The organism is Pseudomonas sp. 43NM1 (genome assembly GCF_002836905.1).
Classification (GTDB): domain Bacteria; phylum Pseudomonadota; class Gammaproteobacteria; order Pseudomonadales; family Pseudomonadaceae; genus Aquipseudomonas; species Aquipseudomonas prosekii.
In genome coordinates this window covers 1-20,896 of the sequence record NZ_MKGS01000069.1, presented here as the reverse complement: position 1 = coordinate 20,896, position 20,896 = coordinate 1, and the positions used below count along the sequence as shown (strand labels likewise).

At 60.9% G+C, this 20,896-nt stretch carries 16 protein-coding genes; 6 read left to right on the top strand and 10 right to left on the bottom strand.

All coding sequences use genetic code 11. From position 1 onward, the window contains the following. Positions 1-29 precede the first annotated feature (29 nt). The 3 genes from BI292_RS07940 to BI292_RS07930 all read left to right on the top strand — a co-directional run bounded on the left by BI292_RS07940 (position 30) and on the right by BI292_RS07930 (position 5,810). The gene (locus BI292_RS07940) at positions 30-1,130 is read left to right on the top strand and encodes an efflux RND transporter periplasmic adaptor subunit (protein WP_101207541.1); all 1,101 of its coding nucleotides are present in this window, start codon (positions 30-32) and stop codon (positions 1,128-1,130) included. Positions 1,131-1,136: 6 nt separating this feature from the next. Continuing rightward, complete coding sequence (locus BI292_RS07935; protein ID WP_101207540.1) at positions 1,137-4,202, top strand: efflux RND transporter permease subunit; 3,066 nt, start codon at positions 1,137-1,139, stop codon at positions 4,200-4,202. A gap of 501 nt (positions 4,203-4,703) precedes the next feature. After that, entirely contained in the window at positions 4,704-5,810 is a 1,107-nt protein-coding gene (locus tag BI292_RS07930) for a Fic family protein (protein ID WP_101207539.1), read from the top strand. A gap of 342 nt (positions 5,811-6,152) precedes the next feature. Here the strand turns inward: BI292_RS07930 and BI292_RS07925 are convergent, their stop codons facing one another. Then, positions 6,153-6,842 carry a DUF4197 domain-containing protein gene (locus tag BI292_RS07925; RefSeq protein WP_092272652.1) on the bottom strand — a complete coding sequence of 230 codons (690 nt, stop codon included), beginning with the start codon at positions 6,840-6,842 and terminating at the stop codon, positions 6,153-6,155. A 130-nt stretch (positions 6,843-6,972) separates the two neighbouring features. Continuing rightward, a complete protein-coding gene (gene plsB, locus BI292_RS07920) occupies positions 6,973-9,474 on the bottom strand; it encodes a glycerol-3-phosphate 1-O-acyltransferase PlsB (RefSeq protein ID WP_101207538.1) in 2,502 nt (833 codons plus the stop codon). A gap of 165 nt (positions 9,475-9,639) precedes the next feature. Here plsB and BI292_RS07915 point away from each other — a divergent pair, with 165 nt between their 5' ends. Further along, complete coding sequence (locus BI292_RS07915; RefSeq protein WP_092272646.1) at positions 9,640-9,849, top strand: cold-shock protein; 210 nt, start codon at positions 9,640-9,642, stop codon at positions 9,847-9,849. A 119-nt stretch (positions 9,850-9,968) separates the two neighbouring features. On the opposite strand, the gene BI292_RS07910 is transcribed toward BI292_RS07915, so the two are convergent. From BI292_RS07910 to BI292_RS07895, 4 genes are all read right to left on the bottom strand, one after another. Then, positions 9,969-10,346, bottom strand: coding sequence for a hypothetical protein (locus tag BI292_RS07910; RefSeq protein ID WP_101207537.1), 378 nt, complete (start codon positions 10,344-10,346; stop codon positions 9,969-9,971). Positions 10,347-10,421: 75 nt separating this feature from the next. Beyond that, positions 10,422-11,231: a putative RNA methyltransferase gene (locus tag BI292_RS07905; protein ID WP_101207536.1), complete on the bottom strand. Its 810-nt coding sequence runs from the start codon at positions 11,229-11,231 to the stop codon at positions 10,422-10,424. Further along, positions 11,231-12,382, bottom strand: a complete 1,152-nt coding sequence (gene dapE, locus BI292_RS07900) for a succinyl-diaminopimelate desuccinylase (protein ID WP_092272637.1) — start codon at positions 12,380-12,382, stop codon at positions 11,231-11,233. The genes BI292_RS07905 and dapE overlap by 1 nt, the downstream gene beginning before the upstream one ends. A 200-nt stretch (positions 12,383-12,582) precedes the next feature. Further along, positions 12,583-15,174, bottom strand: a complete 2,592-nt coding sequence (locus tag BI292_RS07895; protein ID WP_101207535.1) for a glycosyltransferase — start codon at positions 15,172-15,174, stop codon at positions 12,583-12,585. 218 nt (positions 15,175-15,392) lie between these two features. Between BI292_RS07895 and tcdA the strand changes: the two genes are divergently transcribed. Continuing rightward, positions 15,393-16,205 (top strand): tRNA cyclic N6-threonylcarbamoyladenosine(37) synthase TcdA, encoded by an 813-nt coding sequence (gene tcdA / locus BI292_RS07890; protein WP_178076547.1) that lies wholly within the window; start codon positions 15,393-15,395, stop codon positions 16,203-16,205. An 89-nt stretch (positions 16,206-16,294) separates the two neighbouring features. On the opposite strand, the gene BI292_RS07885 is transcribed toward tcdA, so the two are convergent. The 4 genes from BI292_RS07885 to BI292_RS07870 all read right to left on the bottom strand — a co-directional run bounded on the left by BI292_RS07885 (position 16,295) and on the right by BI292_RS07870 (position 19,583). Then, positions 16,295-16,699, bottom strand: coding sequence for a SufE family protein (locus BI292_RS07885; protein WP_101207533.1), 405 nt, complete (start codon positions 16,697-16,699; stop codon positions 16,295-16,297). Beyond that, entirely contained in the window at positions 16,696-17,901 is a 1,206-nt protein-coding gene (locus tag BI292_RS07880) for an aminotransferase class V-fold PLP-dependent enzyme (protein ID WP_101207532.1), read from the bottom strand. Before BI292_RS07880 ends, BI292_RS07885 begins: the two co-directional genes overlap by 4 nt. A 252-nt stretch (positions 17,902-18,153) precedes the next feature. Continuing rightward, positions 18,154-19,188, bottom strand: coding sequence for a 2,3,4,5-tetrahydropyridine-2,6-dicarboxylate N-succinyltransferase (gene dapD / locus BI292_RS07875; protein WP_092272623.1), 1,035 nt, complete (start codon positions 19,186-19,188; stop codon positions 18,154-18,156). Positions 19,189-19,220: 32 nt separating this feature from the next. Then, complete coding sequence (locus BI292_RS07870; RefSeq protein WP_010462846.1) at positions 19,221-19,583, bottom strand: ArsC family reductase; 363 nt, start codon at positions 19,581-19,583, stop codon at positions 19,221-19,223. A 274-nt stretch (positions 19,584-19,857) separates the two neighbouring features. On the opposite strand from BI292_RS07870, the gene BI292_RS07865 reads away from it, so the two are divergent. Continuing rightward, a partial coding sequence (locus BI292_RS07865) for a Na+/H+ antiporter (protein ID WP_101207570.1) occupies positions 19,858-20,896 on the top strand: 1,039 nt, incomplete at its 3' end.

The following is a 20,896-nucleotide window of genomic DNA, read 5'->3' as shown; positions in this document are numbered from 1 at the left end:
CAAGCACCATTAGCGAAAGGTCGTTTGCCATGTTGCGCTATGCCTTGCCCCTCGCGTTGCCAGTCAGCCTGGCTTTTTTATTGTCGGCGTGCGGCCACGAGGAGGTGCCGCAAGTCAGCGTGCGACCGGCCATGGTGGTGCAACCGCAGCCTTCCGCTCAGGCCATGGAAAGTTATCCCGGCGAGGTTCGCGCACGTTATGAACCGGAATTGGCCTTCCGTATTGGCGGCAAAGTCAGCCGACGACTGGTCGAGGAAGGCCAACGGGTCAAGGCTGATCAGCCCCTCGCGGAACTTGATCCGCAAGATGTGCGCCTGCAACTGGAAGCCACGCGCGCCCAAGTGGCCGCCGCCGAGGCCAATCTGAGCCTGGTGCGCGCCGAGCGTGATCGCTACAAAACGCTGATGGACCGTCAGATGGTCAGTAAATCTGCGTACGACAATTCCGAAAACCTTTACCGATCCGGTGAAGCGCGCCTCAAACAAATCAAAGCCGAATTCAGCGTCTCGACCAATCAGGCGAGTTACGCGGTGTTGCGCGCGCCGCAGGATGGCGTGGTCGCCAAGCGTTCGGTCGAAGTCGGGCAAGTCGTGGCGGCCGGGCAAACCGTGTTCACCCTCGCCACCGATGGCGAGCGCGAAGTGTTGATCAGCTTGCCGGAGCAGAACTTCGGCCGCTTCAAGGTCGATCAACCGGTGTCCGTGGAATTGTGGACGCAACCCGATCAGCGTTTCACCGGGCGCATCCGTGAACTGTCGCCAGCGGCCGATCCAAAATCGCGCACTTTCGCCGCGCGCATTGCCTTCACCGCCGGCAAAGTCCCGGCCGAACTGGGCCAGAGCGCCCGCGTGTTTATCCAATCCGCCGCCGTGGTCTCGCTGTCGGTGCCGTTGTCGGCGGTCACTGCGGAAAACGGCGCGACCTATGTGTGGGTGGTCGGCGCCAACAACACCCTGAAAAAAGTCCCAGTGCGCGTCGGCGCGTTTGGCGAGAAAAGCGTGCCGGTGCTCGAAGGCTTGAGTGCCAGCGATTGGGTGGTGGCCGCCGGGGTGCATGTGCTTCACGACGGGCAGCAAGTGCGCCCGGTGGATCGCTCCAACCGGGTCGTCGATCTGGCGGAAAAGGAGTAATCCCCGATGGGTTTCAATCTTTCCGAATGGGCGTTGCGTAACCGCCAGATCGTACTGTTCCTGATGCTTTTGCTGGCCATCGTCGGCGCGCTTTCCTACACCAAACTCGGACAAAGCGAAGATCCGCCGTTCACCTTCAAAGCCATGGTCATTCGCACCAACTGGCCGGGCGCGACGGCGCAGGAAGTCTCGCGCCAAGTCACCGAGCGCATTGAAAAGAAGCTGATGGAAACCGGCGAGTACGAGCGCATCGTTTCGTTCTCGCGCCCGGGTGAATCCCAAGTGACCTTCGTCGCCCGCGATTCGATGCATTCAGCGCAGATTCCGGAGCTCTGGTATCAGGTGCGCAAGAAGATCAGCGACATCCGCCAAACCTTGCCGCCGGGCATTCAAGGGCCGTTTTTCAACGATGAATTCGGCACCACGTTCGGCAATATCTACGCCCTGACCGGCGACGGTTTTGATTACGCGGTGCTCAAGGATTACGCCGACCGCATCCAGATTCAGCTGCAACGGGTCAAGGATGTCGGCAAAGTCGACTTGCTGGGTTTGCAGGACGAGAAGATCTGGATCGAACTGTCCAACGTCAAACTCGCCACCCTCGGCTTGCCGTTGGCCGCCGTGCAGCAAGCGCTGGAACAACAGAACACGGTGTCGACTGCCGGATTTTTCGAAACCAGCAGCGAGCGATTGCAGCTACGCGTCACGGGGAATTTTCAGACAGTCGAGCAGATAGAAAACTTCCCGATTCGGGTTGGGGATCGTACGTTCCGCATCTCCGATGTCGCCAACGTGCGCCGCGGTTTCAACGATCCGCCGGCGCCACGCATGCGTTTCATGGCCGAAGACGCGATCGGTCTGGCCGTGGCAATGAAGGACGGTGGCGACATTCTGGTGCTCGGCAAAGCGCTGGAAATCGAGTTCGACCGCATCCAGAAAAACCTCCCGGCCGGCATGCAATTGCGCAAAGTGTCCGACCAGCCGGCGGCGGTGAAAACCGGTGTCGGCGAGTTCGTTCAGGTGCTGGTCGAAGCACTGGCCATTGTGTTGCTGGTGAGCTTTTTCTCGCTCGGCGTGCGCACCGGCATGGTCGTCGCACTGGCAATTCCGCTGGTGTTGGCGATGACGTTCGCCTGCATGTATTACCTCGGCATCGGCCTGCACAAGATTTCCCTCGGCGCGCTGGTATTGGCGCTGGGGTTGCTGGTGGACGACGCGATCATCGCCGTGGAAATGATGGCGATCAAAATGGAGCAGGGTTTCGACCGGATCAAAGCCGCCAGTTATGCCTGGACCAGCACTGCGTTCCCGATGCTCACTGGCACGCTGATCACCGCTGCCGGGTTCCTGCCGATCGCCACCGCGCAATCGGGCACCGGTGAATACACCCGATCAATCTTTCAGGTGGTGACCATCGCGCTGTTGGCGTCATGGATTGCCGCCGTGGTGTTCGTGCCGTATCTGGGGGAAAAACTCCTACCGGATCTGGCGAAGATTCATGCCGCCAAACATGGCGCCGGGCAACCGGATCCGTACGCCACGCCGTTTTATCAGCGCGTCCGACGCCTGGTGGAATGGTGCGTGCGCTGGCGCAAAACGGTGATCACGCTGACGGTGGTGCTGTTTATCGCGTCCATCGTGTTGTTTCGTTTTGTCCCGCAACAATTCTTCCCGGCCTCGGGTCGTCTGGAGTTGATGGTCGATTTGAAACTGGCCGAAGGCGCATCGCTGAGCAACACCGCTGAAGAGGTTAAACGCCTCGAAGCTTTGTTGAAGGATCACGCCGGCATCGACAATTACGTGGCGTACGTCGGCACCGGTTCTCCGCGATTTTACTTACCGCTGGATCAGCAATTGCCTGCAGCGAGCTTCGCCCAGTTTGTAGTCCTGGCGAAAACCATCGAGGAGCGTGAAACCCTGCGCACCTGGCTGATCGAAACTCTCAACGAACAATTTCCGGCCCTGCGTTCGCGCGTCACTCGCTTGGAAAACGGCCCTCCGGTGGGTTACCCGGTGCAGTTCCGCATCACTGGCGAACACATTGAGGAGGTTCGGGCGCTGGCGCGGAAAGTGGCGACCAAGGTTCGCGAAAATTCCCACGTGGTCAACGTCCATCTGGACTGGGAAGAGCCGAGCAAAGTGGTGTACCTGAACGTCGATCAGGACCGCGCCCGCGCGTTGGGCGTCAGCACCGCCAACCTGTCGAAGTTTTTGCAAAGTTCGCTGACCGGGTCCAGCGTCAGCCAGTACCGCGAGGACAACGAATTGATCGAAATCCTCCTGCGCGGCACCGTGCATGAGCGCACCGAACTGTCGTTGCTGCCTAGCCTGGCGGTGCCGACCGATAACGGTAAAAGCGTCGCGCTGTCGCAGATCGCTACGCTGGAATATGGTTTTGAGGAGGGCATTATCTGGCACCGTAATCGCCTGCCCAACGTGACCATTCGCGCCGACATCTATGGCAAGGAACAACCGGCGACGCTGGTGCAGCAGATTCTGCCGACCCTCGAGCCGATCCGCGCCGAACTGCCGGATGGTTACTTGCTGGAGGTCGGCGGCACCGTTGAAGACTCGTCGCGCGGGCAGAATTCGGTGAAGGCCGGCGTGCCGCTGTTCATTGTGGTGGTGCTGACGTTGCTGATGCTGCAGCTGCGAAGTTTCTCACGCACGGTGATGGTGTTTCTCACAGCGCCACTGGGACTGATCGGCGTGACACTGTTCCTGATGGTGTTCCGCCAGCCGTTCGGTTTCGTCGCCATGCTCGGAACCATCGCGCTGTCGGGGATGATCATGCGCAACTCGGTAATCCTCGTCGACCAGATCGAGCAAGACATCGCCGCCGGACTGAAACCCTGGCAAGCGATTATCGAAGCGACGGTGCGACGCTTCCGGCCAATCGTCCTGACCGCACTCGCGGCGGTACTGGCGATGATCCCGCTGTCGCGCAGCGTATTCTTCGGGCCGATGGCGGTGGCGATCATGGGCGGGTTGATCGTCGCGACGGCGCTGACCTTGCTGTTCCTGCCGGCGCTATACGCGGCGTGGTTCCGCATCAAGAAAGATCCTGCATAAGCACGCGACGAATCCCACAGGGGTTACGCAATCCCCTGTAGGCGCGAGCCTGCTCGCGATGGCGTTGTGTCAGGCGAATGCAATATCGACTGACACGGCCCCTTCGCGGGCAAGCCTCGCTCCTACAGTAGGTCTGCGGTGGCTGCGATATTCGGGCAAGCCACCAATCCCCTGTAGGAGTGAGCCTGCTCGCGATGGCGTTGTGTCAGGCGACTGCAATATCGACTGACACGGCCCCTTCGCGGGCAAGCCTCGCTCCTACAGTAGAGCTGTGGTGGCTGCGATATTCGGGCAAGCCACCAATCCCCCTGTAGGAGTGAGCCTGCTCGCGATGGCGTTGTGTCAGTCGGTACGTTTCTGACTGGCTAACCGCTATCGCGAGCAAGCTCGCTTCCACAGGTTTTTGTTCCTACAGCTTTTTCAGAATGCTCCGATATTGAGTCGGCCCCGGCTCAATGGTGTACTCGAGGCTCGTTTTTTGCCGCCGCCGAGACAGTCGTGATGAAAAAGCCACCCGCCCTCAAGGGCCGGACTGACCCGGTGTTTGGCCTGCTGGCGCAAGCGCCACACAAGGCGCGCCTGGCGGATTACCTGGCGCTGCTCAAGCCTCTGGATGATCGCGGGCGCTACCTGCCGTTTGCGGAGTTGCGCTATCGCTGGGCGCCCGGATTGGACGCTCACCTCTGTTGGGCGTTGGTGAAGAAAGCGCGCGCTGCGCAGTTCGTCCGCCTGCTGGCATTGGGTGAGCCAGCGCAGTTGGCTAACTTTGTGATGACGCCGACGGCGCAAAAGGCGATTACGGCGGTTGACCGGCACGCCACTACGGCGGCACTTGATTACATGGCGAAGCAGATCGGCAAGCACGCGCATTTGAGTTATCTGCTCGCTGATCTGATCGAGGATGAGGCGATCAGCAGTAGCCAACTGGAAGGTGCAGCGACCACCACGCCGGTGGCCAAGGACATGCTCAGACGCCAACGCCTGCCGCGCACGCCCGACGAGCGCATGGTGATCGGCAATAACAAAATGATGAGTTTTGCCTGGGAGAAGCGCCACGAACCGCTAAGCGTTGAACTGATCGCGGCGATGCATCGCGTCGGTGTTGAAGGAATTCATGACCAGCAGTATTCGCCGGGTATTTTCAGGTTCAACGATGAAGTGGTAGTGCAGGATGGCGAGGGCAACACCGTCCATACACCGCCGCCTGCAGAGGGGTTGTCATTGCGCTTGCAGGCGCTGGCAAAGTGGATCAATCAATTGCAGCACGACCCTGATCAGGCTGGTTATCTGCATCCGCTGATCCAAGCCATCGTCCTGCATTTTGCCGTAGGTTATGAACACCCTTTTCGCGACGGCAACGGTCGGGTCGCGCGAGCGTTGTTTTATTGGGTGATGTTCAAGCATGACTATTCGGGTTTCCGTTACATCACCATCAGCACGCTGCTGCGTAATGCGCCGGTGAAATATGGTCGCTCTTATCTGAACAGCGAGGCGGATGGCCTGGACCTGACGTACTTCATCGACTTCCAAAGCTCGATCATCGCCAGGGCGGTCAGCGGGTTTACCGGAGCGTTTATGGAAGCGAGTCTGTTGGCGAGGGCGGGGTGACAGACAGCGCATTGTTGACGAGTCAAATGCTATCGCGAGCAGGCTCACTCCCACAGTAAATCGCCGGTGGCTGCGATATCCGAGTAGCCCACCAATCCCCCTGTAGGAGTGAGCCTGCTCGCGATGGCGGCGTGTCAGTCGGTACATTTCTGACTGGTTAACCGCTATCGCGAGCAAGCTCGCTCCCACAATAGGTCTGGGGTGGCTGCGGTATCTGGGCATAACGCATATCCCTTGTGGGAGCGAGCCTGCTCGCGATGGCGGCGTGTCAGGCGACTGCAATATCGACTGAAACGGCCCCTTCGCGGGCAAGCCTCGCTCCTACGGGGTTTGGCATTGCAGTTACAGCGTGCCGAAGACTTTTTTGGCGAGGCTGGTGGCGGCGGCGGCCGGGTTCTGGCGGATGGTTTCTTCCTGTTTGCCGATCATCTCGAACAAGCCGTTGAGCGCCTGTTCGGTCACGTAGCTTTCGATGTTGGCGCTCTTCGCGTCGAGCACACCCAGCGTCGCGGCTTGGCCGGCGAAGGAATTGTATTGTTTGGCCAGGCCGACCTGGTCGGTGGCTTGTTTGACGATCGGCATGAACTTCGCGCGGATCTGTTCGCGGCTCGACTTGTCGAGGTATTGCGTCGCCGAATCCTTGCCGCCGCTGAGAATGCCCTTGGCGTCGGCCACGCTCATTTTCTTCACCGCATCCACGAGGATCGGCTGAGCCTGGGTCACGGCAGTTTCCGCCGCTTTGTTCATGCTGGTTTCGAGTTGCTCGACCTGCGCGCCCATGCCGAAAGCCTTCATTTTGCTCGCGACTTTACCGAGTTTGCCCGGCAGCTCGATCTTCACCTCGGGGTTGTTGCTGAAGCCGCCCGGCGTGCCGAGTTGCTTGACGGCGAGTTGCGCGCCTTGGGTCAAAGCGTCTTTCAGGCCGCCGGTAGCGTCCTGTTGCGACAGATCACTGAGCGACAACGCCAGCGCGCTGGCGGAAATCATCAAGCCTGCACAGAGGCCGGCGAAGCGAAGGGTAGGGCGGAGCATGGCGGCTTCCTTTTTGCGAATTGGACAAAGGGTGGGAATGAGCCTGCTCGCGATAGCGCTGGGTCAGCCAAACTGTTTCCGACTGATACAGCGCGTTCGCGAGCAGCTCGCCCCTACAGGTTTTATGGCCTCAGGCCTCAGGTTGCACGGCGACCTGATCCGCCGCATCTTCACTGCGATGCAGCGCCACCTGGCGGATCGACAAGCGAATCTCCGCTGGCAACACACGTTTCGCCGCGCCTTCGGCCAGTTCGCCGAGCAATTCGTGATAGCTCAACTTGCCGGCCTCGTCGCGACGCAGCACGTCGAGGTCGAGCATGGTCTGGATGAAGTGGCGGAACAGGCTCTTGTCGAAGAATTCCGGGGCGTTCAAGCCATGCAGGATCGACAGGCGCTGGGCCATGACCGTGCACAAGTCTTCCAGCTCTTCGGCGCTGATGCTGTGCTGGCCGCTGTTGAGCAGCAGCGAAACAGTCATGTAGAAACGTTGCAGCGTCTGCGCAATGCTTTTCGACAGCAGCGTCAGCAACACGAAATGGCGCGAACTCGGCGCCGGGCGCAGGTACACATTGTTCTCGAAGCGCAGCAGGCCTTGCTCGACGAAGGCTTCGAGCCATTGATCAACCACCGCGTCCAGTTCCTCCATCGACCAGCGAATGAACAGCTCCGATTGCAGGTACGGATACAGCGCGCGCGTGTAACGCAGGATCTGCTCGCGGCTCATGCGCGAGGCACTCTGGAAGAAACTCGCCAGCAGCGCCGGCAGCGCGAAGATGTGCAACACGTTGTTGCGGTAATAGGTCATCAGGACCGCATTCTGCTCATCCAGATACAGAATCTTGCCCAACGCATCGCTCTGTTCGGAGAGCAAATCCATGTCTTTCACGTGCTCGATCAACGCGCGGCCATCGCCTTCCGGCAGCGTGGTGTGCGGCGAGTACGGAACCTTGCGCAGCAGCGCCAGATAAAGATCCAGCACCCGCGCCATCGCCCGATCGTCCAGCGCCAGACGGCTGGTGGACAGCAGCGCCAGCGCCACCAGATTGACCGGGTTGATCGCTGCCGCTTCGTTCAGATGCTGCGCGACTTTCTCGCCGAGACGGTTGGTGGTTTCGTTGAGCCACGCCGGTTTGAACTGCGGACCAAGTTCCTGCGAGCGCCAGTCCGGCTGTTCGCCGTCGAGGAATTCCGCGAGTTTGATCGGCTCGCCGAAGTTCACCGCCACCTGGCCGAAGCGCTGCTTCAGCGCGCCGATGACTTTGAAGATGTCGAAGATCGATTCTTTCTTCTTGCTCGCGCCACGCAATTCGCCGAGGTAGGTCCGGCCTTCGAGCACGCGCTCATAACCGATGTACACCGGCACAAACACGATCGGCATGCGCGACGAACGCAGGAAGCTGCGCAGGGTGATGGCGAGCATCCCGGTTTTCGGTTGCAGCATGCGCCCAGTGCGCGAACGGCCGCCCTCGACGAAATACTCGACCGGGAAACCTTTGGTGAACAAGGTGTGCAGGTATTCGTTGAACACCGAGGTGTACAGCGGATTGCCCTTGAACGTGCGGCGCATGAAAAACGCGCCGCCGCGCCGCAGCAGGCTGCCAATCACCGGCATGTTCAAGTTGATCCCGGCGGCGATGTGCGGCGGGGTCAGGCCGTTACGGAACAGCAGGTACGAAAGCAGCAGGTAATCGATGTGGCTGCGGTGGCACGGCACGTAGATCACTTCGTGACCCTGAGCGACTTTCTGCACGCCTTCGATGTGATTGACCTTGATCCCGTCGTAGATCTTGTTCCAGAACCAGCTCAGCACCACTTCGAGGAAACGGATCGCGGTGTAGGTGTAGTCCGAAGCAATCTCGTTGCCGTAACGCAGCGCTTGGGCCTTGGCTTTTTCCGGGGAGATTTTCTCGCGCTCGGCCTCGTCCAGAATGGCTTGCTTGACCAGCGGCTGGTTGAGCAAACCCTTGACCAGATTGCGTCGGTGGGAAATGTCCGGGCCGATGACCGCCGCTTTGAGGTTGCGAAAGTGCACCCGCAGAATGCGCTGGGCCATGCGCACGGTGCGTTCGTGGCCCTTGTTGTGCTCGATCAGTTCGCGCAGGTGAATCGGCGCCGAGAACTGCACGCGGGTCTTGCGCCCCAGAATCATGATGCTGAGCAAACGGCGCAAACGCCCGGTGACCGCCCAACTGTCGGCAAACAACAGCTTCCACGGGCTCGACTCGCTGTCCGGCGACTGCCCCCAGAACACGCTGACCGGAATGATCTGCGCGTCTTCGGCAGCATTCTGGCTCAGGGCGCTGACCAGTCGGGTCAGGGCCGGCGGCGCGCCGCGTTTGTCCTGGCGGCCGAGCCAGTCAGGCTCCGGCGTCAGGTAAAAGAACGCCGCCGGTTCCAGCAGATTGCCCACCGACACCGGCAGCACCGGGCGCGGCAGGCCGGCCTTGGTGCACTCGGTGTCGACCACGGCAAGGTCGGTCAGCGAAGGGTTTTGCAGGACGTAAAACACCGGACGGCTGCGGTCGAGGTTGAGGGTAAGGGACGACTGGTTGATCGTCTCCGAGCGAACCCAGAGGTACAACAGTCGGCGCAGGGTGCCAAATACCAGACGGCGGAACGGGGAACGGGTCATACGGCTTCTGCGTGAGTGAGTGAAACCGAGCGTTTGCTCGGGGGCGGACAGTGTGCCGTATTCGCCGAAAATCGGCAAAAAAGCACACAACCATTCTATAGTTGAGCATTTTCGCGGCTGTCATATACTCGACCGCTCAAAATAAAAACAAAGAGGTAAAGACACATGGCAACGCGCGAAACCGGCAGTGTGAAGTGGTTCAACGACGCCAAGGGTTACGGCTTTATTCAGCGCGAGGACGGGGTGGACGTGTTCGTGCATTACCGCGCGATTCGCGGCGAAGGGCACCGTTCGCTGGCCGAAGGTCAGCAGGTTGAATACGCCGTGGTGACCGGCGAGAAGGGTTTGCAGGCTGAGGATGTTATAGGTCTGTAACCCGATCCCCGGATCACGCATGACCCGTAGGAGCGAGGCTTGCCCGCGAAGGCGTCATCACTGGCGCTAAAAGCTTCGCGGGCAAGCCTTGCTCCTACAGGTTTTTGGTGTTGCTTGTTTTACGCGGTCTTCCAGGTGATCTCTTCTTCGCCATCGGCGCTGATGCGCATCCAGCGATCGGCGGTCTCTTCACCTTCTTCCTCGACCCACGTGCCTGGCGCGCAACGCACTTCGACGTTCAGTGCGGCGAAAGCGGCGCGGGCGCACGCGATGTCGTCTTCCCACGGCGTCTGGTCGCTTTCCAGGTACAGGCTGTTCCACTTGCCCACGGCTTTCGGCAGCCAGGTCACGGGCACGTTGCCGGCGCTGCACTTGTAAGTCTGGCCTTTCTTGACCCACTCACTGCACGGGCCGAGCGCGGCGCTGAGCCAATCAGCGACGGCTTTGTAGTCGACGTCGGCGTCTTTCAGGTAAATCTCGATATCGGGTTGGCGCATGGATGTCCTCACTGCGGTCTTGAAAAATCCATTCGCGGATTTAGCCGGCCTCAAGCTGTTGCTCAAGACCAAAAATTATTGAAGTACGAAGTAATCGTAACGCATCGAAACGGTGACTTCGAACGGCTCGACCTGCTCGATCACGGCCGCGCGGCGTTCGGCACTGGCGCGCCAGCCGTGGGGCGTCATTGCCAGCAGATTGGCGCGATCCTGACCCTTTTCCAGCGTCAGTTTGAATGTCAGGGTTTCGCTGTGCGCCAGCGCCATGCCTTCCGGCACCAGAGCCAAATGCTTGTCGTCGGTGTATTCACGCACCTCGTCGTACAGGCGTTCGCGCAATTCCATCAGATGGCCGCTGGTCGGCCCGACTTTCATCAAGCCGCCGCCGGTACTGAGCAGGCGCTTGGCCTCTTCCCAGTCCAGCGGACTGAACACGCTCGCCAGAAACTGGCAACTGCCGGACGCCAACGGCACGCGCGCCATGCTGGCGATCAACCAGGTCAGCTGCGGGTTGCGTTTGCAGGCGCGTTTGACCGCTTCGCGAGAAATGTCCAGCGCGTAGCCGTCAGCATTGGGCAAGGCGTCGGCGATTTGCGCGGTGTAATAACCTTCGCCACAACCGATGTCGAGCCAGCGCTGCGGCGCGTATTGCCCGGCCAGCTCGGCCAGCCGCTTGGCCACCGGCGCGTAATGGCCGGCGTTCAAGAAGTCGCGACGGGCCTCGACCATTGCCAGGTTATCCCCAGGGTCACGGCTGTTCTTGTGCTGCACCGGCAACAGGTTCAGGTAACCCTGGCGCGCGCGGTCGAAACGATGCCCGGCGGGGCAGGCCACGCCGTTGTCCACCGCGTTCAGCGGTTCGCTGCAGATTGGGCAGGCGAGCATCAGGCGAGCAACTTGATCAGGGTTTGATAATAGATTTCGGTCAATACATCGAGGTCTGCGGCGAGGACGCGTTCGTTGACCTGGTGAATGGTCGCGTTGACCGGCCCCAGCTCAACCACTTGCGTGCCCATGGTCGCAATGAAGCGTCCGTCGGAGGTGCCACCACTGGTAGAGGCCTTGGTCTCGCGCCCGGTGATGTCCTTGATGCTCGATGCCACTGCGTCGAGCAGGGCGCCCGGTTCGGTGAGGAACGGCAGGCCCGACAGCGCCCAATCGACGTGCCAGTCGAGGCCATGTTTGTCGAGAATGTCGGCGACGCGTTTTTGCAGGCCTTCGACGGTGGATTCGGTGGAGAAACGGAAGTTGAACACCGCCACCAGATCACCCGGAATCACGTTGGTCGCGCCGGTGCCGGAATTGACGTTGGAAATCTGGAAACTGGTCGGCGGGAAGAAGTCGTTGCCGTGGTCCCAATGCTCGGCGGCCAGTTCGGCCAGCGCCGGGGCGGCGAGGTGGATCGGGTTTTTCGCCAGGTGCGGATAGGCCACGTGGCCCTGGATCCCGCGCACGGTGAGCTTGGCGCCGAGCGAGCCGCGACGGCCATTCTTGACCACGTCGCCGACCAGCGTAGTGCTCGACGGTTCGCCGACGATGCACCAGTCCAGACGTTCCTTGCGCGCGGCGAGGCGTTCGATCACGGCTTTGGTGCCGTGGTGCGCCGGGCCTTCTTCATCGCTGGTGATCAGGAAAGCCACTTTGCCCTTGTGGTCCGGGTAGTCGGCGACGAAGCGCTCGGCGGCCACGGTCATCGACGCCAAGCTGCCTTTCATGTCCGCTGCGCCACGCCCGCAGAGCATGCCATGTTCGTCGATCAGCGCGTTGAACGGGTCGATCTGCCACGCCGTCACCGGGCCGGTCGGGACCACGTCGGTGTGACCGGCGAAGCACAGCACCGGGCCGTCGTGTTTGCCGTGGGTGGCCCAGAAGTTATCCACATCTTCGATGCGCATTGGCTCGAGTTGAAAACCGGCATCGCCCAGGCGCTGCATCATCTGCTTCTGGCAATCGGCGTCGACCGGCGTCACGGACGGACGGCGGATCAGGTCGATGGCGAGTTGAAGGGTCGGCGAAAGGTCGGCGTGGGCCGTCATGGAAAACTCCGGAGCTTTATTTATCTGTAGGAGCGAGGCTTGCCCGCGAAGAACGATGATGAGGTGTATCTGTTACACCGCGTCGCTTCGTTCGCGGGCAAGCCTCGCTCCTACAGGGATTGGGGCGTGGCGCGCAAAATGGCGGTTATCTTAAAGCAAAACGGCGGCCATTGGCCGCCGTTTAGTGCATCCGGACTGATTTAGACGGCCGGCACCGGCGCAGGCTCCGTCGCTGGTTTTGGCAGCGAAGACAGGAACGCCATGATCAGCGCCGCCAGGTACGGCAGCGATTGCACCAGCAGCATGATCACCCAGAAGCGCATGTCGTTGCTCGGCAGGCCGTTGACCAGGAAGATCCCCAGCGCCGCGCCCCACAACAGCATCATGATGAACACCTCTTCACGCGCTTCCGAAATTGCCACCCAGAAGCCGTGATTGTCGGCGTTTTTCGGGGTGCGGAAGAACGGAATGCTGGTGGTGAAGAACCCGTACAGCACCGCTTTGGCGATGGTGTGCGACAACGCGAGCCCGGCCAGGGCCGCGCAGAATGCATCCTTCAGGTTGACCCCGACCGCACGGCGGTAGAGGAAGATGATCTTGCCCACCTTGAACACAAACAGCGCCAGTGGCGGGATCGCGAAAATCAACAACGGCGGATCGACCCGTTGCGGCACGATGATCATCGCCGCCGACCACAACAGCGCGCCGACGGTGAAGAAGATATTCATGCCGTCCGCGACCCACGGCAACCAGCCCGCGAGGAAGTGGTAACGCTGGCCACGGGTCAACTCGGTGCCCTTGCCGCGCAGCAGGCTGGCGGTGTGCCGCTTGATGATCTGAATCGCGCCATAGGCCCAGCGGAAACGCTGTTTCTTGAAGTCGATAAACGTATCCGGCATCAGGCCTTTGCCGTAGCTGGTGTGGTAGTACGCCGCCGACAAACCTTTCTCGAAGACGCGCAAGCCCAACTCGGCGTCTTCACAGATGCACCAGTCGGCCCAGCCGAGCTCCTCGAGCACCGAGCGCCGGGTCATGGTCATGGTGCCGTGCTGGATGATCGCGTCACGGTCGTTGCGAGTGACCATGCCGATGTGGAAGAAACCTTTGTATTCGGCGTAGCAGAGCTTCTTGAAGGTGCTTTCGTTCGGGTCGCGATAATCCTGCGGCGACTGCACCACGGCGATTTTCGGATCGGCGAAGTGCGGCACCATGTGCTTCAGCCAGTTCGGCTCGACGCAGTAATCGGAGTCGATCACCGCAATCACTTCGGCGTCTTTGGCGGTGTGCGGAATCAGGTAGTTCAGCGCGCCACCCTTGAAGCCGGCCAGCGGCGCGACGTGGAAAAACTTGAAGCGCGGGCCGAGGGTTGCGCAGTAATCGCGCACCGGTTCCCAGACCGCCGGGTCCTTGGTGTTGTTGTCGATGATCAGGACTTCGAAGTCCGGATAGTCGAGGTTGGCCAAGGCATTGAGGGTCTGTTTGACCATCTCCGGCGGTTCGTTGTAGCACGGTACGTGAATCGAGACTTTCGGTCGGTAGTCCGAATCCCCTACGACCGGCAGGAATTCTCGCCGGCGCTTGTGGGTCCAGACCGCCTCGGCCAATTCATGCGCCTCGGTCAGCAACACGATAAACACCCCGAGCGCACCGAGGGCGAGGAGGAACCCCACCGTCAGGCTGAACCAGGTGCTGTATTGCTGGCTGTAGTCGTAGCCGATCCACACCAGAACCGAACCGCACAAAAACGCAATAAACGTCAGGAACGTGCGGCCACGTTGGCGCAGGGCCGAGCCGTCAATCATCAGCAAGGTCAGCGACAGCAGCGCCAACACCGCGGAGCCGATGGCCAGCACGCGCCATTGCGGAATCGCCACCACCGGGCCTTCGAAGTTGAATTTCTGCTGGCGCGCGGCGTTGAACACGCCCCAATACGCGCCCACCGAACCTTCGTCGCTGGCCTTCCACGGCTGGTCAAACGCTTCGATCACGAAGTAGTTGAAGCCTTGGCGGTTGAGCTTGTTGACCAATGTGCGCAGGTAAATCGCCTGGTCGGCGGGGCTGGCATCGGTGCCGCCGCGCATACGGCCGTTGCTCGGCCAGCCAACCTCCGACAGCAGCAGCGGTTTTTTCGGGAACATCTTTTTCAGGTCGCGGGCGCGGTCGAGAACGAATTGGCCGGCCTTGTCCACCGGGACAAATTCCCAGTACGGCAGAACGTGCGCGGCGATCAGGTCGACGTGCTTGGCCAGTTCCGGGTGTTCTTCCCAGACGTGCCATTGCTCGGACGTGGTCACCGGCACTTTCACCGCCGCGCGCACGCGGTCGAGGATTACGCTGAGCTCGGCGGCAGTAATTTCCTTACGGAAGATTGCCTCGTTGCCGACCACCACGCGAACCACGCTGCGCGAGGTGTTGGCCAGTTCGATGGCGCGGAGGATTTCGCGTTCGTTGCGCTCCTGATCCGGGCTGATCCAGATCCCCAGGGTCACGCGCAAGCCGAACTCTTCGGCGAGTTTCGGGATGTCTTGCAGGCTGCCGTCGACCGAGTAAGTACGGATGTTGTCCGTCAGCTTGCTCATGATCTCCAGGTCGCGACGCATTTCGTCGTCGGACGGGTACTGGTCTCTCTGCGGGTACTGGCCTTGTTGAAACGGCGAGTAAGAAAAACCGGAGATTTGTTCAGGCCAGTTGGGGGCGGTGACCGGGCGATTGATCAGCGCCCAGAAGCCGGTAAACAAAGCGGCGATGGCGAGCACCACAACCAGGTTGAGTCCAAATTTACGCGATGACATAGCTTTTTCAGGTTCCAGAGGCTGTGGAACGAAGGAACGGTCGGCGGTTGCCAAGGGGCGCGCATCCTACACCGTGCTTCCGCTTACCGTACAGGCGATAGCGAAAAGCCTTACATTTGGCAATCCGGTTTCACATAAGTTCTTACACTTGTCGCTTGTCGCTTAGAACTTGTGGCCGCGTAGCCCTATAATGCGCGCCGGTTTTTGGGGTAATGGTCATGAGTACAGAAGATCCGCGGTTTGCCGGCATCGCTCGGTTGTATGGCATTGAAGGCCTGGAGCGTTTGCGCGCGGCCCATGTGGCGATTGTCGGCGTCGGTGGCGTCGGTTCCTGGGCGGCGGAAGCCGTGGCGCGTTGTGGCGTCGGCGAGATATCGCTGTTCGACCTCGATGACGTTTGCGTGAGCAACGCCAACCGCCAGTTGCACGCGCTGGACAGCACCGTCGGCAAACCCAAGGTCGAGGTGATGGCCGAGCGTCTGCGCGGGATCAACCCGGATTGCACGGTGCACGCGGTGGCGGATTTTGTGACGCGCGAGACCATGGCCGAGTACATCACGCCGGATATCGATTGCGTGATCGACTGCATCGACAGCGTGAATGCCAAGGCTGCGCTGATTGCCTGGTGCAAGCGCCGCAAGATCCAGATCATTACCACCGGCGGCGCGGGCGGGCAGATTGACCCGACGCTGATTCAGGTCTGCGACTTGAACCGCACGTTCAATGACCCGCTGGCCTCGAAAGTGCGCTCGACCCTGCGCCGCGACTACAACTTCTCGCGCACCGTGACCCGCCATTACAGCGTGCCGTGCGTGTTTTCCACCGAGCAACTGCGCTATCCGAAACCGGACGGGAGCATTTGCTTGCAGAAGAGTTTTGTCGGCGACGGCGTCAAGCTCGACTGCGCCGGCGGGTTTGGCGCGGTGATGATGGTGACGGCGACGTTCGGCATGGTCGCGGCGACCAAGGCTGTGGATAAGATTGTCGCGGGCGTGCGGCGACCGGCGGATCGGGTTAAACCTGGGGTTTGAGCGGTGTGGCTGATGGCCTCATCGCGAGCAAGCTCGCTCCCACAGGGGAACGCATTCCAAGGTGGGAGCGAGCTTGCTCGCGATGGCGATTAACCAGCCAACTCATTCATTCGCTGTAACACGGCATTGAGGCCATTACTGCGCGACGGGGATAGCTGTCTGCTCAGTCCAAGCAGGTTAAACCACTGCGGCAAATCCACCTGGCGCAGCTCATCCGCCGACAACCCGTTGACCCGCGCCAGCAGCAACGCGACCAACCCGCGAATCAATCGCGCATCGCTGCTCGCGGCGAACTGCCAATGGCCATCGCGCAACGCACCGACCAGCCACACTTGGCTTTCACAGCCATGCACGCGGTTGGCGTCGACTTTATCCTCATCACTCAACGCCGGCAGGCGCTCGCCCCACTGCATCAGCAAACGTGCGCGTCGCTCCCAACTCGCGGCGTTGTGAAAGGTTTCGAGGGCGACGGCGGCGGCGTCAGGCAAACTCATCGCAGCAACTCCAGCGCCTGATCCAGCGCTTCAAAGAAGCGTTCCAGATCTTCCGAATCGTTGTACAGCGCCAGCGAAACCCGGATTGCCCCGGCCAGTTCGAAGCTTTTGAGCAACGGCATGGCGCAGTGATGGCCGGCGCGCACGGCGATGCCCTGTTCAGTCAGCAAATGCGCCAGATCCGAGTTATGCACACCCTCGACGACAAAACTGGCCAGCGCCAATTGCGGTTTGCCCAGCAGCCGAATGCCATTGCGCGCCTCGAGACCTTTGAGCAGATAGGCATGCAGCGCGGCTTCGTGGGCCGACACCGCGTGCTGATCCAGCCCGGCGAGGTAATCCAGAGTCGCCCCCAGACCAATCACGCTGGCAATCGGCGGCGTGCCCGCTTCAAAGCCCAGCGGCGCTGGGCGGAATCGCGCGTCGTGGTAATTGGCGTCGAGCACCATTTCGCCGCCGAATTGCCACGGCCGCAGTTGCTCCAGCGCCGCGTGACGGCCGAACAACACGCCGAGGCCATCGGGCCCGTAGAGTTTGTGACTGGAAAACACGTAGAAGTCGCAACCCAGCGCCTGCACGTCATGCCGGCCGTGGACCACGCCTTGCGCGCCATCGACCACGGTCAGCGCGTTGTGCGCTTTGGCCATGGCCAGCAACTCGGGCAGCGGTTGCCAGACGCCGAGCACATTCGACAGCTGACTGACCGCCAGTAATCGGCTGCGCGGGCCGATCAATTGCGCGGCGGCGGCGAGGTCGATCACGCCGTCGGCGTCCAGTGGCAAAACCACCAGTTTCAGCTCGCGACGCAGCGCCAGTTGCTGCCACGGCAGCAGGTTGGCGTGATGCTCCAGAGCGCTGATGACAATTTCATCGCCCGGATTGAATAAGTGTTCCAGGCCATAGGCCAGGAGGTTCAGCGCGCTGGTGGCGCCGTGGGTGAAGATGATCTGCCCGCAATCGCCCGTATTGAGCCATTGCGCGACTTTGCTGCGGCTGTCCTCGAACGCCTGGGTGGCGTGGGCGCCGGGCAGGTGTTGCGCCCGATGCACGTTGGCCGCGCCATTGGCGTAGTAATGCGCCAGGGCATCCAGCAGGGCGTGAGGTTTTTGCGTGGTGGCGGCGTTGTCCAGATAGGTCTGGTCTTGCCGTTGCAGCGCGGCGATGGCCGGGAAATCGGCGCGCCAGGGAGACGGAATCATCATGCAATCGGGCCCTGTTGAACATGGGCTGGGGGAACGCCTGACCTTGCCCGAGACCTTGATCGTGTAGGAGCGAGGCTTGCCCGCGAAGCTTTTGGCGGCTTCAAGGGCCTCTTCGCGGGCAAGCCTCGCTCCTGCATTGATCCTGTGGGAGCAAAGCTTGCTCGCGAAGCTTTTGGCGTCAGTGATAACGCCATCGCGGGCAAGCCTTGCTCCTGCAAGGGCAGGGCACAGGTGATCTATTTGACGTTTTGCTTAGTTGTGAGCGTGCAGCGCTTCGTTCAGTTCGATGGCCGATTTGTGGGTTTTGCATTCCACCGCGCCGGTCTCCGAATTGCGACGGAACAACAGGTCCGGTTGACCGGCTAGTTCGCGTGCCTTGACCACTTTGACCAGTTTGTTGTGCTCGTCCAGCAGCGCCACTTTGGTCCCGGCGGTCACGTACAGGCCCGATTCGACGGTGTTGCGGTCGCCCAACGGAATGCCGATACCGGCGTTCGCGCCGATCAGGCAGCCTTCGCCCACCTTGATCACAATGTTGCCGCCGCCCGACAGGGTGCCCATGGTCGAGCAACCGCCGCCCAGGTCCGAACCCTTGCCGACGAATACGCCAGCCGAGACGCGACCTTCGATCATGCCCGGGCCTTCGGTGCCCGCGTTGAAGTTGACGAAACCTTCGTGCATCACCGTGGTGCCTTCGCCGACGTAAGCGCCCAGACGAATACGGGCCGCGTCAGCGATACGCACGCCGGCCGGCACCACGTAGTCGGTCATTTTCGGGAATTTGTCCACCGAGAACACTTCCAGCAGCTCGCCACGCAGACGCGCTTCGAGTTGATGCTCGGCCAGTTCGGCGAGGTCGATTGCGCCCTGGCTGGTCCACGCCACGTTCGGCAGCAGCGGGAACACGCCGGCCAGATTCAGGCCATGCGGCTTGACCAGACGGTGCGACAGCAGGTGCAGCTTGAGGTAGGCCTCAGGCGTCGAAGTCAATTGTGCGTCTTCAGCCAGAATGGTCGCGACCAGCGGTTTGTGGCTTTCGGCCAGACGGGTCAGCAATGCAGCCTGGGCAGCGTCGACGCTTTTCAGCGCTTCGGCCAATTGCGCAGCCTGGGCGGTGGTGAACGTGATGGCCTGGTTGCCTTCGCTGTAACCGAGTACCGGCGCAATCGCGGCAACCAGTTCGGCCGAAGGATTGAGCAGCGGCTGGGCGTAGAACACTTCCAGCCAGGTGCCTTGACGATTTTGCGTGCCGACACCGAAGGCCAGGCTGAACAGGGTATTGGACATGTTGGGACCTCTAACAAAAAAGAACGGGCTGCTTACTTGAGGGCGGCCGCGTAGATATCTGGCTTGAAGCCAATCAGGGTTCGGTCACCGAGATCAAGCACCGGGCGCTTGATCATCGAGGGTTGTGCGAGCATCAGTTCGATGGCTTTGGCTTGGTCGAGATCGGCTTTGCGTTCGTCGTCGAGTTTGCGAAAGGTCGTGCCTGCACGGTTCAACACCACTTGCCAACCGTGCTCGTCGCACCATTGGGTCAGATGTTCACGGTCGATTCCGGCCGTTTTGTAATCATGGAAGTCATAGCTGACAGCGTGTTCATCGAGCCAGGTGCGCGCCTTTTTCATGGTGTCGCAGGCTTTGATGCCGAAAAGGTGCAACGTTTTACTTGAAACGGTCAAGGAATTGCCCCCTTTACAGGTGCTGGAAAAAAATGGTGACGGATTATGCCATGACCGGGCGGTTTCCACGCAAAACCCGAAAAAGCTGCCATTTGGGCAATTCGCATGAAACGCAAAACCTGTGGGAGCCGAGCTTGCTCGCGATGGCGGTGGATCAATCAATCTCGAGCGTGACTGTCACACCGCCATCGCCAGCCAGCTCAGCTCCCACAACCGCAAGTCTAAGCGGCTAATATGGCACTTCAATGCTGTCGAATACCTGGGAAAACGCTTTATGCAAACTGCCTACACCGTCCTGATCCTGTTAATGCTGGTCGGCGTTTCGCGCCTGATCGGACGGGTGATTCCTCTGCCGCTGCCGCTGGTGCAAATTGCTGCCGGCGCCTTGTTGGCCTGGCCGACGCTGGGGTTGCACGTAGCGCTGGACCCCGAGCTGTTCCTGTTTCTGTTCCTGCCACCGCTGCTGTTTTCCGACGGCTGGCGCATGCCCAAACGGGAACTGTGGCGCCTGCGCGGGCCGATCCTGACCCTCGCCGTAGGGTTGGTCCTGTTCACCGTGGTCGGCGCCGGGTATTTCATTCATTGGCTGATTCCGACGATTCCTCTGCCGGTGGCTTTTGCCTTGGCGGCCGTACTGTCGCCGACCGACGCCGTGGCAGTCTCGGCGATTTCCCAGAACCGCCTGCCGACGCCGCTGATGCACATGTTGCAAGGCGAGGCGCTGATGAACGACGCCTCGGGCCTGGTGACCTTCAAATTTGCTTTGGCCGCCGCCGTCACGGGCGTGTTCTCGCTGGCCAATGCGAGCCTGACATTTGTCCTGGTCGCGGTCGGTGGCCTGGCCATCGGCGTGGCGCTGAGCTGGCTGGTCGGGCGTTTGCGTTCGTGGATGGTCGCCCGAGGCTGGGACGATCCGGCGACCCATGTGGTGTTCATGTTGCTGCTGCCGTTCGCCGCCTATGTGCTGGCCGAACGCCTTGGTGCTTCGGGGATTCTGTCGGCGGTCGCCGCCGGGATGATGCAAAGCTGGCTCGATCTGCTGCCGCGCCAGACCAGCACCCGGTTGCTCAATCGCAGTGTCTGGTCGTTGCTGGAATTCGCCTTCAACGGCCTGATCTTCCTGCTGCTGGGCTTGCAACTGCCGGACATCATCAAAGCCGTGGCCAGCCACGAAACCTCGTTGTGGCCGACCTTGTTCTACCGCTGCCTCGACGTGGTGGCGATTTTCATGGTGTTGCTGGTGTTGCGGTTCATCTGGGTGCAAAGCATCTGGCGTCTGTCCGGGCTGCTGCGGCGCTGGCGTGGTGAAGGCG